The sequence below is a fragment of the Prevotella rectalis genome (assembly GCF_900607215.1).
Taxonomy (GTDB): Bacteria; Bacteroidota; Bacteroidia; order Bacteroidales; family Bacteroidaceae; genus Prevotella; species Prevotella brunnea.
Genome location: NZ_LR027819.1, coordinates 46,211 through 60,090 on the forward strand (window position 1 = coordinate 46,211; position 13,880 = coordinate 60,090).

9 protein-coding genes are annotated in these 13,880 nt (G+C 47.3%); 5 read left to right on the plus strand and 4 right to left on the minus strand.

Annotated features, from left to right (window positions below):
• Positions 1-25 precede the first annotated feature (25 nt).
• Positions 26-2,713 carry a calcium-translocating P-type ATPase, PMCA-type gene (locus E0E16_RS00310; protein ID WP_130828337.1) on the plus strand — a complete coding sequence of 896 codons (2,688 nt, stop codon included), beginning with the start codon at positions 26-28 and terminating at the stop codon, positions 2,711-2,713.
• Between the two features lie 620 nt (positions 2,714-3,333).
• Here E0E16_RS00310 and E0E16_RS00315 read toward each other — a convergent pair.
• Both E0E16_RS00315 and E0E16_RS00320 read right to left on the minus strand, forming a co-directional pair.
• Entirely contained in the window at positions 3,334-4,788 is a 1,455-nt protein-coding gene (locus E0E16_RS00315) for an aminoacyl-histidine dipeptidase (RefSeq protein ID WP_130828338.1), read from the minus strand.
• A 40-nt stretch (positions 4,789-4,828) separates the two neighbouring features.
• A complete protein-coding gene (locus E0E16_RS00320) occupies positions 4,829-5,854 on the minus strand; it encodes a lysylphosphatidylglycerol synthase transmembrane domain-containing protein (RefSeq protein ID WP_130828339.1) in 1,026 nt (341 codons plus the stop codon).
• Between the two features lie 77 nt (positions 5,855-5,931).
• Here E0E16_RS00320 and rsmA point away from each other — a divergent pair, with 77 nt between their 5' ends.
• From rsmA to rsgA, 4 genes are all read left to right on the plus strand, one after another.
• Positions 5,932-6,744, plus strand: a complete 813-nt coding sequence (gene rsmA / locus E0E16_RS00325; RefSeq protein WP_130828340.1) for a 16S rRNA (adenine(1518)-N(6)/adenine(1519)-N(6))-dimethyltransferase RsmA — start codon at positions 5,932-5,934, stop codon at positions 6,742-6,744.
• On the plus strand, positions 6,741-7,220 hold the full coding sequence (locus E0E16_RS00330; protein WP_130828341.1) for a free L-methionine (R)-S-oxide reductase MsrC: 480 nt from the start codon (positions 6,741-6,743) through the stop codon (positions 7,218-7,220). The genes rsmA and E0E16_RS00330 overlap by 4 nt, the downstream gene beginning before the upstream one ends.
• Positions 7,221-7,298: 78 nt before the next feature.
• Positions 7,299-7,859, plus strand: coding sequence for a ribosome recycling factor (gene frr / locus E0E16_RS00335; protein ID WP_130828342.1), 561 nt, complete (start codon positions 7,299-7,301; stop codon positions 7,857-7,859).
• A gap of 80 nt (positions 7,860-7,939) precedes the next feature.
• Entirely contained in the window at positions 7,940-8,884 is a 945-nt protein-coding gene (gene rsgA / locus E0E16_RS00340) for a ribosome small subunit-dependent GTPase A (RefSeq protein ID WP_130828343.1), read from the plus strand.
• A 557-nt stretch (positions 8,885-9,441) separates the two neighbouring features.
• Here rsgA and E0E16_RS00345 read toward each other — a convergent pair.
• Together E0E16_RS00345 and E0E16_RS00350 are read right to left on the minus strand one after the other, a co-directional pair.
• Positions 9,442-9,894: a copper resistance protein NlpE N-terminal domain-containing protein gene (locus E0E16_RS00345; RefSeq protein WP_130828344.1), complete on the minus strand. Its 453-nt coding sequence runs from the start codon at positions 9,892-9,894 to the stop codon at positions 9,442-9,444.
• A gap of 224 nt (positions 9,895-10,118) precedes the next feature.
• Positions 10,119-13,451: a TonB-dependent receptor gene (locus tag E0E16_RS00350; RefSeq protein WP_130828345.1), complete on the minus strand. Its 3,333-nt coding sequence runs from the start codon at positions 13,449-13,451 to the stop codon at positions 10,119-10,121.
• Positions 13,452-13,880 lie beyond the last annotated feature (429 nt).

Consider the following 13,880-nt stretch of genomic DNA (forward strand, 5'->3'; position numbering starts at 1 on the left):
ATCTTTGCACACGATAAGAATCTTTATGGAACATAAGCAACATTACGAAGGGCTTACCGATTTTGAAGTTCAAGCCAGCAGATTGAAATACGGTAGAAACGTTTTGACGCCACCTGTCCAAACATCCTTGTGGAAACGCTTTATCGTAAAATTTCGCGACCCACTGATTATCATTCTTTTGGTTGCCGGCAGTTTGTCGATAGGCATTTCCTTTTATGAATACTTCGGCTTAGGCATTGATGCCACGGTCTTCTTTGAGCCGGTAGGCATCTTCATTGCCATTTTGTTGGCAACCGGTCTGGCATTCCTTTTTGAAGAGAGAGCAAATCGCGCCTTCACCATATTAAATAAGGTGAACGATGAAGAAATGGTCGAGGTGATAAGAAACGGAAATGCCACGAAAGTGCCTAAGTGTGATGTCGTTGTTGGCGATTTGGTGCTGTTGAATACCGGTGCCGACATTCCTGCCGATGGCGAGTTGCTAAATGCCGTTCAGCTCCATATCGACGAATCTTCTCTGACCGGAGAACCCATCTGTCATAAAAGTGTCAATAGAGATGAGTTTGACGAACACGCGACTTATCCCTCAAATCATGTCCTACGCGGGACGAAAGTTATGGAGGGACACGGGCTCTTCCGGGTGGAAAAAGTGGGTGATGCCACTGAAAACGGAAAGGTGTTTGTTTCAGCGCAGATAGACAACAGTGTGAAAACTCCACTCACCGAGCAGTTAGACCGTCTTGGGAAATTGGTTACATGGGGAAGCTATAGTTTCGCCGGACTGATTTTAGCGGGACGTCTCTTCATGTTTTTCATGGAGTATAGTTTCGATTGGGTCTTTTTCTTGCAGTATTTTCTCAATAGCATCATGATTTGCGTAACGCTCATTGTTGTGGCAGTTCCGGAAGGGCTACCCATGGCGGTAACGCTTAGTTTGGCTTACTCCATGCGCCGTATGCTGAAGACTAACAACCTCGTGAGAAAGATGCACGCCTGCGAGACGATGGGAGCCACAACGGTTATATGTACGGATAAGACCGGCACACTGACTCAAAATCAAATGCGCGTCTATGCCATAAGCTTCGATGAGAAAGATACTACCTGCCGGGCACTCATGCGAGAAGGAATTGCCGTTAATTCCACGGCATCGCTCGACCTGACCGACCCGGAACATTCCTTGACATTGGGAAATCCAACGGAAGGCGCGCTCCTGTTGTGGTTACATGAACAGGGAGAAGACTATCGAGAACTGCGCTCCGACGCTGAGATTATAGACGAGTTGCCTTTCTCCACCGAGCGCAAGTTTATGGCGACTGTGGTAAAGTCATCGCTCCTCCCGGGAAAGGTCATTCTCTATATAAAAGGTGCCACCGACATCATTCGCAACTACTGTACCACCATTTCCGGTAATTCCTCGTGGGACGAGATTACGCACCGGCTCGGTATATGGCAAAATCAGGCAATGCGGACGTTGGGCTTCGCTTGTAGGATATTGCCGGAGAAAACCATCAAGGACTTGAAATCCGTATCGATAGAGAGCATCATACGTGAGGAAGCAGCTTTCACGTTCCTTGGCATTGTTGCCATTTCCGATCCGGTGAGAAAGGAAGTTCCGGCAGCGGTGAGGGAATGCATAAACGCGGGAATAGCGATAAAGATTGTAACCGGCGACACCCCGGGGACAGCGAAAGAGATTGGCAGACAAGTAGGGCTGTGGTCGGAAGCAGATGGAGAACGTGCCATTATCACCGGACCGGAGTTCGCCATGCTTACAGATGAAGCATTGCGAGCGCGTGTTGCCGACCTGAAAATCATGGCTCGGGCGCGCCCTATGGACAAAAAACGGCTGGTGGAAACATTGCAAGCGAAGAATCAGGTCGTGGCGGTCACAGGCGATGGAACCAATGATGCCCCCGCATTAAAGGCGGCGCACGTGGGACTGTCCATGGGCGATGGCACAAGTGTGGCAAAAGAGGCATCCGACATAACCATTGTCGATAACTCCTTTCGGTCCATTGGCAAGGCAGTTATGCGGGGACGCAGCCTGTATCAGAACATCCAGCGTTTCATCCTTTTCCAACTTACGGTGAATGTCGTTGCTTGTTTCATCGTTTTGGCAGGTGCTTTCATGGGAACGCAAAGTCCGCTCACCGTTACGCAGATGCTGTGGGTGAACCTCATCATGGACACCTTCGCTGCCATGGCGTTGGCCTCATTGCCACCAACCGAAAAAGTAATGCGCGATAAACCTCGAGATAGAAAGGCTTTCATTATCACGCGTTCCATGGCCATTAACATATTGGCAGTGGGTGGGTTCTTCTTCTTTTTATTGTTGGCGTTCCTTTATATTTTGGAACATGCCACCGTTACGGGAATGGCAGACTTGTTGCGTTTGCAAATCGGAGACCACAAGCACATGAGCCCTTACGAACTGAGTCTGTTCTTCACCGTTTTCGTCATGCTTCAATTTTGGAACATGTTTAACGCCAGAGCTTACGCCACGGGAAGGAGTGCTTTCCACTTCAAGGGCTGTGAGGGATTTGGAACGATTGTGTTCTTTATCTTTATCGGTCAGGTACTCATCGTCGAACTCGGAGGTCAGATGTTCAATGTTACGTCACTTTCCCTGCAAGATTGGGTGGTGATAATCGTTTCCACGTCTTTCGTGCTCTGGGTAGGTGAACTTCTGCGCCTGTGGGATAAAAAACGATGACTGGAGGCGCGAAACAAAAATATCAATAGCATTTCTAAATAATTTTGTAAAACCTCACGCAAAGCTCTATTAAATCATGAGATTTGACGTGTCTTTTCAATGTCGAACAACGCATACTTCCTTATGTCTCCAATTCATGTTCAGGCGACGGTAAACAGATTTTTGATACCGAACATACGCCCTGCCATCGTCTTTGAAATTATATGACAAAATCAAGATCCGAGGAATGTCTCATATTTTACTGATAATCAGGATAATATAAATTGATATTTAAAAGCTAAGCTTTTGCACTGCAATACATGACCTTTTGCATTGCAAAAGGTAAGCTTTTGGAAAGTGAAAGCTAAGCTTTTTATAGACAGAATGCGAATAATTTTTAAGTATCCGATATTAATCGCCTTTGTGTGCTATAGTCATTTTACTACTTTTTCTCCAAAAACTTTATGTTTGTACTCAACGAAACAAATGTGTTGTAAGCATCCAATATTTGCCCCATTATCTCAGATTTTAACGAACTATTGATAATTAGGAGGGCGTGCCAAAGCCGGCACGCCCTCTTGTTAATTATAATAATGAATGAGATGATTAAGCTTTCTTCATCACGAAGAGAGGCTTTGGAATTACTTCTCGGGAATAGCCTCGAGAGTTTTTATCAGCAAGTCCCAGAATGGCTTGGCTGTTGCAATTTCAAAACGCTCTGTGGCGGTGTGCGGGCTGCGAATGGTCGGGCCGAGGCTGACAACATCAAGATGAGGATACTTGCCGAGAATGATGGAGCACTCAAGTCCGGCGTGATCTACCTGTACGATAGCTTCCTCGCCATTCAATTCCTTATAAGTCTTCTTTAGTAAATTCAAGATTTCGCTGTCAGGGTTGGGATCCCATCCGCCGTAGCTTGCGCTAAGTTCGGTTTTCATACCTGCCATGTCGAAGCAGCTCTTGAGCTGATTGACCACGTAGTCTTTCATGTCCTCGCGTGAAGAACGTGCCAGAATCTTTATATCAGCCTTGTTGGCGTTGATATTTACGATGGCGAGGTTGGATGAGGTCTCGACAACGTGTGGATAAACGGGAATCATGCGCACAATACCGTTGTGGCATGCGTAGATGGCATTGATGAGATTGTCTTGTATTTCAGCAGGTACAAGTGCGACAGGTTTCTCTACCTCCTCCGTGAAGAATTCCACGTTCTTTTCTATTGTCTTATATTCATTTTCCACGAGAGCGCGTTGTTTCTCAACCATCTCTTTCAGAGCTGCCACCTTGTCTTTTGCTAATGCGAGTACAACTTCCGCCTTGAACGGAATGGCGTTGCGCATATTGCCCCCCTGCCAGTAAGCAAGGCGTGCGCCTAATTCTACCACAGCCTTTCTTACGAGGCGAACCATCTCTTTGTTGGCGTTGGCGCGTCCCTCATTGATTTCAAGTCCGGAGTGTCCTCCCTTCAATCCTTTCAGCGTAACTTTTATGGCGGCTTCTTGGTCGTTAGGCATTTCTTTATACTCAAGAGTGGAAGTAATGTCAATACCACCTGCCGAACCAATAACGAACTTACCCCATGTTTCAGAGTCGATGTTCATAAGGATGTCGCCGTTCAATTCTCCTTTTGGAAGGTCGTTAGCACCGTACATTCCTGTTTCCTCGTCCTTTGTGATGAGACCTTCGATTGGTCCGTGCTTCAATGTCTTATCCTCCATGATACCCATGATGGCCGCAACACCAATTCCATCGTCTGCACCCAGTGTGGTGTTGTTGGCATATACCCATCCATCGGTGATGTGTGTCTCAATGGGGTCAGTCTCGAAGTTATGTTTGCTGTCGGGGCTCTTTTGCGGAACCATGTCCATGTGAGCCTGAAGAATGACTCCCTTGCGGTTCTCGTAGCCGGGACTTGCCGGTTTACGCATGAGAACATTTCCGGCTTCATCAACGCGAGCTTCCACTCCTACCTTCTTAGCAAAGTCGAGCAAGAAAGCCTGAACTTTTTCCATGTGTCCCGATGGACGCGGAACCTTTGTCAATTCGTCAAAATTACGCCAGAGAGCCTCCGGACTTAGATTTCTGATTTCACTCATAGTTTTGTTTATTTTAAGGGTTAGTATTTTGATATGTTTCTTATGCTGTGCGGGAAGTGGGCTGACCACCATCGCCAACAGCTTTTTTTCTCGTGAATGCCAACGCTATCCATGCGTAGATGCCCAACAGCACCACTAACAAAGTTTGTACGGTATGAACGATAAGCACAAAATAGAGCGCCTGAACATCAGCGATGCCGTATAAGATGAGCATGGTCTTTACCGCGAAATGCCATGGACCGGCACCATTGGGCGTGGGTACGATGACTGCAATTGAACCAACCACAAAGCAAAGCAGGGCACATGTAACGCCTAAATTGCTCGTTGCTTCAAAACAGAAGAACGTCAGGTAGAAATGAAGAAAGTAACTCGCCCAAATGGCAAAGCTGTAGAACAGAAACAAGGGCACGTTCTTCAGTCCTTTCAGTGAAATGATGCCCTGCCAGATGCCCGACAGTGTTTCCTTTACTTTGTCGTGGATGGTCAATTTCCTGCGGATGACGTAGAGCAACATCATGGCTGCCACTGCACAGACGGTGGTAACAAGCCACCCCATGGCAGAAAAAGAACCTGCAAGATGATCCATTCGCGTTCCGGTTTTCGAGAAGAAATTACCAAAAACGCTTATCTGCGATAGAAAAGCCAATGCCGTGATGATCACAACAATGATTGTATCGACGGCGCGTTCGGTCACCACGGTTCCCAACGCTTTCGGAAAAGCCACTTTATCGTAACGATGGAGCACACCACAACGAGCAAATTCGCCCACGCGAGGGATGATTAAACTAACGGCGTAGGACAGAAAGATGGAATTAACGCTGACGGAGTTACGCGGTCTCTCACCAAGAGGCTCCAAAGTCTGCCTCCACCTCCAACCTCTAAATGCCTGTGCGAGTACGCCGAAAGGCAGCGAGAGCAGCATCCACGTCCAATTCATCTGCCGAAGCAGCACGTTCTCTATTTTTGCGAAGTCGAAATCGCGATACATCCAATAAAGAATGCTGCCACCTAATATAAGTGGTAGGATAATCTTTATGCTGTCGTAGAGCAACTTCTTCAATCTCATTACAATGAGCAAAGATACTAAAATGCTTTTAATTACAAAATAAAATATCTATCTTTGTAACCGAATAAAGAAAAATTATGAAATCAGTCAGACCCAAGAAACATCTCGGTCAGCACTTCCTCACCGATTTGAATATTGCCAAACGGATAGCCGACACAGTGGACGCATGCCCTGACATTCCCGTGTTGGAGATAGGTCCGGGGATGGGAGTACTCACGCAATATCTCGTGGAAAAGCCGAGAGAAGTGAAAGCCGTGGAGATTGACAAGGAGAGTGTGTCGTTCCTTTATGAGAAGTTTCCCACGTTGAGGGAAAACATCTTGGGCAAGGACTTTCTGCGGATGGATCTCCGTGAAGCATTCGGTGGCAAACCGTTCGTGCTGACCGGCAATTATCCCTACGACATCTCCTCACAGATTTTCTTTAAAATGCTCGATAACAAGGACTTGATACCTTGCTGCACGGGCATGATACAGCGCGAGGTGGCTCAACGTTTGGCAGCCGTCCCCGGGAACAAGAGCTACGGCATTCTTTCCGTACTGATTCAGGCATGGTACGATGTGGAATACTTGTTCACGGTGGATGAAAATGTGTTCAATCCGCCGCCAAAGGTGAAGAGTGCGGTCATTCGCATGACACGCAACAGCATTAGCGATTTGGGATGCGACGAGCGATTGTTCAAGCGATTGGTAAAGGCCGTGTTCAATCAACGGCGGAAGATGTTGCGTGTGAGCCTTCGACAGATTTTCCCAACAAAGCCGAGCGAAGGCTTTTATGAGCGAGAGATTATGACCCAGCGTCCCGAACAGCTTTCCATCGCCCAGTTTGTGGAACTGACCAACGAGGTGGCTGACGAGCTGAATGGTATCGAACAGAACAATAATCAATGAACTATAATAAGAAAGAAACTTATGAATTGCTCCTGAAGCAGATTGTCGCTTTGATAGAAGGCGAGGAAAACAATGAAACCGGTGTGCTGGCAAACGTCTCATCCGCTCTGCACCATGCGTTCGACAGCTTTTTTTGGACCGGATTTTATTTGCTTCACTCCGGTAAGACATTACAATTAGGTCCTTTTCAAGGAACGGTGGCTTGTTTTAACATTCCTATTGGCAAAGGCGTTTGCGGAACGGCAATCGCGGAACGGCGCACATTGGTTGTTCCCGACGTAGAGGAGTTTCCGGGGCACATCGCTTGCAGCTCGGAGTCGCGTTCCGAAATCGTCATTCCGCTCCTTACGACAACCGGCGAGCCTGTAGGCGTGCTCGACATTGACAGCAAAGAGGTCAACGCTTTCGACGAGACAGATGCACATTATTTGGAGAAGATAGCCCGACTGCTGACCGACAAATTGTATTCTGCCTGATGGAAAAACAGAGAAAAGACTTGTAAGTTTGGGAATAAATCCCTATATTTGTGCTAAATTTTTAATACTGTAAAGAATATGATAGACGTTAAAGCAACATTAAACGAAGCTGAAGAACGCATGATAATGGCTGCCACCTATCTTGAAGAGCAGCTGGCACGCATTCGCGCGGGTCGTGCCAACGTTGCCATCCTCGATGGCGTGCGCGTAAGTTCCTACGGCTCCGTGGTGCCTCTCAATCAGGTGGCTTCCGTAACCGTTCCAGACCCTCGCACCATAGCCATCAAGCCTTGGGACAAAAAGGCGATAAAGGATATAGAGAAAGCAATCATGGATTCGGACGTAGGCATCACGCCGGACAACAATGGCGAAGTAATCCGATTGAGCCTGCCACAGCCCACCGAAGAGCGTCGCAAGGAACTCGTGAAGCAGAGCAACAAGATAGGCGAACGCACAAAAGTGGAGGTGCGCAACGCACGTTCGGACATTAAAGACAAATTGAAGAAAGCCATCAAAGACGGACTCTCGGAAGACTTGGAGAAAGATGCCGAGAACGATTTGCAGAAGATTCACGACAAGTACATCAAAAAGATTGAGTCGTTGCTCGAGGAGAAAGAAAAAGAAATCATGACGGTCTGACCGCTCATGTCCGATGTTCCACACACAGTTCCCGCCCCACGCTATCCAAAAAGGAGCGCGGAACTGTTTTTTTTCACAATATGCGTGGCTTAGTAATAAAGAACACAGGCAGCTGGTACACAGTGAAAACCGATGACGGACGAGTGATCGAAAGCAAAATAAAAGGCAATTTCCGTCTGAGAGGTATCCGTTCAACGAATCCCGTGGCAGTGGGTGATTACGTACACTTAATTATCAATAAGGAAGGAACTGCTTTCATCTCCGAGATAGAAGACAGGCGGAACTACATCGTCCGAAAATCGTCCAATCTTTCCAAACAAAGCCACATCCTCGCTGCCAATCTTGACCAAGCACTCCTTGTGATAACGGTCAATTATCCGGAGACTTCTACCATCTTTATCGATAGGTTTCTTGCCGGAGCGGAGGCGTATCGCGTGCCCGTGATACTTGTTTTCAACAAATATGACTTGCTGTCGGAGGACGAACTTCGATACCAAAAGGGACTAATTCACTTGTATGAGACCATAGGCTACAAGTGCGTGGAAGTGCAATCCACCGAGAACGCGCCTTCTGACAAAAGTCTTCACCGACTTCGGCCACTCTTGGATGGAAAGGTAACGCTCCTTGCCGGCAACAGCGGTGTGGGGAAATCGACCATCATCAACGAACTGTTGCCCGAAGCGAACCGACGTACCGCGGAGATTTCAGATGTGCATAATACCGGAATACACACCACTACGTTCAGCGAGATGCTGGAACTGCCTAAAGGTGGCTATCTCATTGACACACCGGGCATTAAAGGTTTTGGCACATTCGATATTGACAAGGAAGAACTGACGAGTTATTTCCGAGAGATATTCAAGTTTTCCGAACAATGCAAATTCTCCAATTGCACCCACACCCACGAACCGGGATGCGCTGTTCTGAAAGCCGTTGAAGATCACTATATTTCTGAAAGCCGCTACAACAGTTATCTATCCATGCTCGAAGATAAAGAAGAGGGGAAATACAGGGCTGCCTTCTGAACCTTATCCGGGCACTCGAAACGATGGAAAAACGGGCAAAAAATGACCTCACCGACAAGGTTTTTAGGGAGGGGAGAGAGTCGTTGATAATCAGCCACTTACGAATTGCTTTTTAAAAGCTTAGCTTTTGCTTTTCAATAGCTTAGCTTTTGAGTCCCAAAAGCTAAGCTTTTACATTGCAAAAGCTAAGCTTTCGCTTTTCAATAGCTTAGCTTTTGAGTCCCAAAAGCTAAGCTATTACATTGCAAAAGCTAAGCTTTCGCAAAAATGAACCTTTACCGGTCAGAACAGATGCCTAACCGGTGAACAGGATGGAACTCGCTTCCCATCCCTTTTTCGGCGAGCTGCGAAGAAGAAAAGTTTTATGAAAAGTCCGCCATAAACATGAAAAATAGGAGATAAACACTCACAAGCAGTGCTTACCTCCTACTTTTTTTGTTGCCTGTCATCTTCTTGTTCCCGAAGACTTCCCTATTGGAAAGATACAGACAGAACGCTACCGTTCTCCATTCTCTTCGTTTCTAAAAGAAGCCTGGCAATTGCAAGTTGTCAGAATCTTATTTTACAAGTTTCAAATCATAGTTGAGAGAACTTTTTTCAGCTTCTTCCAACTCGTTGTTTACCAATCGCAACGTAGAATCGTTCACGATCTTGAAGAACATAGTCTCAGTCTTACCCAACTGCAGTTTATAAGCCGTTACCTTCTTGCCGTCCTTATCCTTTTCCATTTTTTCGGCTTTACCGGTATAGCGTTCTACCACGTCTTTTCCCTTGTCTGCCTCAAGCATTGTCTCCGTGAGTCGGAAACCGTCCGTACTGTCGGTTGCCATCATCAATTCATACTTGATTCCGGGACCATCGGCTGCCGGAACTTCCCCTTTAAAGCACAAAGAATCAGTAAGTTCTGTCTCCTGACTGGCTGTGGTCGCAGCATCCTGAACAGGTTTTGCGGGTTGTTTGCACGCTACCATCGCAACGGAAGTTAGCAGTACCATAAAAATTTTCTTCATAAATTCATGTTCTTTTTGTTTCGTTGCAAAGATACGCATTTGCATAAAAAAAGTGATAATCAATAGTCTTAAAAACATTTAAGAAACATTTACGCGAAATCCTCGTTTGTAAAGAAAGCTCAAAGCTCCGGCAGCTAAATAAACAGGTGTACCTGCTTATTCATAAAAAAAAGAGGATACGCAGTGTACCCTCTTTTTCTTATGAGTGTGTTTTTTTTCGCAATTTAGTTGAAGAAGTATTTTACACCAATCTGCAACATCCAGCACTGGTTGTAGTTCTTGTCGAACGACCATGTCTTTGTAGGAGCATTGCCCTCCTTGTCTTTTCTCATCGAGAAGTAAGGAACGTTGTTGGCATCTATCTTGTCAACTTTCAGGAACTGACCGCCGAAGCTGCCGTTCATGTTCTTCTCCACTCCCCACTTTGAGTTGAACAAGTTGCCTATGTTCATCACGTTGGCACTCAACTGAAGGTTGTGGCGTGTGTTGCCGATGTTGAAGGTGAAGTCGTGTGCCCAGCGGAAGTCGAAACGATGGACGAATGGCGCGCGTGCGCTGTAAGCCTCCGCATACTCGCCCTTGTGGTTCTTCAGGTAAGAGTCCTGATTCACGTAGTTCCAGAAGAGTTGGCGATCAGACTCGTGTGTGAAATGAATCTGGCTGTCGTCGGCCGGAATGTACATCAAGTCGTTGGCAATCTTGTCGTTGTTGATGTCGCCGTAGTAAAAATAGCTGTAGCCCCTTGGAGAATAGCCGGTGTAGAAGAGTGCGAAATGGTCGTGATGATAAGTGTAGCTCACTGAAGCTATCAGGCGATCGGGAATCACATACTGCGAGTTCTGCAGTGCGTCGCTGTTCGGACCGTTGACGGTGTAGAGTCCTTGCCATGCCGATGATGCGTTGGAGCCGGGCATTCCCGACACCTCCTTCATCACTGTGTGGGTATAGGCTGCCATGATGCTCAGGTTGTCGATTGGCTCTGCGTTTAGTGTGAGGTTGAATGTCCAACCATAGCCTTTGTGCGTGTTCTCCAGCACGCAAGCATCGCTCACCTTATTATATGTGAAGTTGGTCGGATAGAGATAGCGGTTGTCGGCTCCGTTGAGGCGCTCCCATGTGGGCATCTCCGCATCCTTGATGTCCCAGTTAACCAGACGAACGTCGTTGATTTTCTTTGTATAGGTGAACTCTGCTGTTGCGGTGAAGGGGAACGAGGTGGGTATCTGATAATCAACGGCAATCGATGATTTCCATACCTGTGGCATCTTGAAGTCGCTGGCGATGGCGGCGATGGAACTTGGCACCGTGCCTTGCTCCGGTGTGATGCTTTCCGGTGCACCGAGCATGTCTCGCATTTGGTTCACATCGGTAACGATGCCTCCTGTAAACTTGTCGAGTCGTGGGTCTCTCGATGTTACGACGCCGTTGGTGTATCGTGTCACGGCACTCACGAGGTTTTGGACCATACCAGAGTTGGAGGGCATGTTGGTGAAGAACACCAATGGCAGGCGACCGGTGAAGATACCTGAGCCACCACGCACTTTCAGCGTGCGGTCTTTAAACACATCCCATGTGAATCCGAAGCGTGGGGATATCTGAATGTTGCTCTTGGCCCACTTGCCGGTGTCGATGTGGCGACCTCCGAAGTCGAGTTCGTAGATGGCATTGTTACGCATGATGTCGTCATCGTCATAAGAAATGTTGTCGAATCGTATGCCACCTGTCAGTTTCAGGTTGTCGAGCACGTTCCACTCGTCTTGCAGATAAAGCCCATACTGATTGAAACTGACTTCTGCCGCTGGATTGAGGTTGCCTGCATAGCCATAGGTTAGTGCAACAGCCTCAGGCGCAGCGCCTGTGAGGAAATCATTGAGGCTGCGGTAGCGGTAATAGCCTGTTCCGTTTCGCATGTAGGAGTTATTGGCCATCTGATGCTCGAAGCTCAATCCTGCCGTCAGTTTGTGGCTGCCCAGATAATAAGTGAAGTTGTCGGTGATGGTCGTAATCTTATTGTTCACACCATTGTTGTAGGTGAATAGCTCGTAACCGAGGCTCATGTACGGCTCAAGGGTCTGCTTTACGTTGTATCCGCCGAAGTCAACAGCGATGTTTTGTCCCGTTTTAGAATCGATTGTGGGGTAATCGCCCGTTGAGTAGTCGTACATGATGTCGATGAATGGGAATGGCGACGAGTTGCTGCCACGCATATCCTTGATGTTTGTGTAGGTAACGAGCAGTTGGTTGGAGATATTCTTGCCGAAACGACTGTTCAAGTCGGCAGAAATGGAGTTGATTTTATTCTCCATCGAGTACATGGAGTTTGCGAAGGCCATGGAATACTGCGATAAACGGTTGAATCCTCTCAGTCGGAAGCCAGTGTTGCCCGAATTTCCGTTGGTGGGATTCCATGCCTTGTTGGTGGTTGTGTTGTAGCGAAGGGCAAGATGGTGGTTCTGATTGATGTTCCAGTCAAGACGAGCGAGAAACTTTGTGTTGCTCTCATCTGCAGGAAAGGCATCGTATGCCCCTGTATCATAGCCGTATTTGCTTCGCATGAACTCTTGAACTTTCTGCATATCGGCAATGGTGGTTCTTGAAATGTAGTCTGTTTTTCTGGCTACACCATCTGCAGAAGGATGCCAGCGGTTGGCCACTGATGGCACCTTGGAGGTCTCGAAGTTGGCAAAGAAAAAGAGTTTGTCCTTCAGAATCGGACCACCCAGTGTGAATCCGTAAGTGGTGTTGCGGTTGGTGCCGCGTTCTCCGAGGTCGGTGTGGTCAATGCGGTTACCGTGCATGTTTTCATTGTTGTGGTAAATGTAGGCTGCTCCCTTGAAAGTGTTTGTGCCTGATTTGGTCACGGCGTTGATACCTCCGCCAATGAAGTTGGTCTGCCGCACATCGTAAGGAGCGATCACCACCTGTACCTCGTCGATGGCATCCATTGAGATAGGATTGCCTCCTCCGGGGAGTGCCGACGAGAGACCGAAGTTGTTGTTGAAGTTGGCACCGTCGAGGGTGAAGTTGGTCGAACGTCCATCGCCGCCGGCGAAACTCATGCCGTTGGCATAAGGAGATATGCGCGCAATGTCGGATATGCTGCGATTGATGGTAGGCAGCGCTGTCATCTGTGCGTTGCTGATGTTGGTGGTGGCACCGGTCTTTTCGAGTGAGAACTTGCTGGCCTTGCCCGTAACGACAACCTCGCCCAGCTCATTGGCATCCTCTGAAAGCGCCGGCGACAGCTTATAGACCTCGCCGAGCTGAAGCATGATTCCCGTATAGGTCTTCGATTTGTGCCCGACATAAGATACGGTGACGGAGTAGGGACCACCGGTGCGCATACCTTGGATTTCGTAGCGTCCGTCGATGTTTGTGACAGTGGCATAGCTTGTGCCTGAAGGCTCGTGTACAACTTGTACCGAAGCCCCAATCAGAGGCTCGTTGCTGCCTGATAATGTAACCTTGCCTCCGAGGGCGGAGGTGGTGACCTGTGCTGAAAGGGTCGATGCGAACATCACCAACAGCGCAAACAGGAATAGTAATCTTTTCTGCATTGTGGAATGAATTATAAAATTATGGTTTGTTTTTTACTTTTACCTCAATAATTATGGTGCAAAAGTAGTTAAGGAATGTTTCTAACGTGTTACATAAAAATTAAAAACTCGTTGAAACTTCTCTGTTTTTGTGTTTCCCCCATCCATCGAACTGCATAGAGGTATCAAGCAAGTTTTGCTATTTCGCAGTATTACTGACAGATGATTTGGCATCTACCAAATCTCTTCTGTCATGCCTTGCAATATATTTGATATGTTCGCAGCCTCTTCTTTCATAGGCGTAAAAGCATGAAAGCATCTCACGTATGCAAGAAAATTTCCCCTCTTTTCCAAAGGTTTTTAAGGAGTGTGATTTGTTTGAGAGCAAAGATAGAAATAAAGAAAAAGTGTTTTCCTACCCGGAAAGCACTTTATGTCCCTATTCGTGCG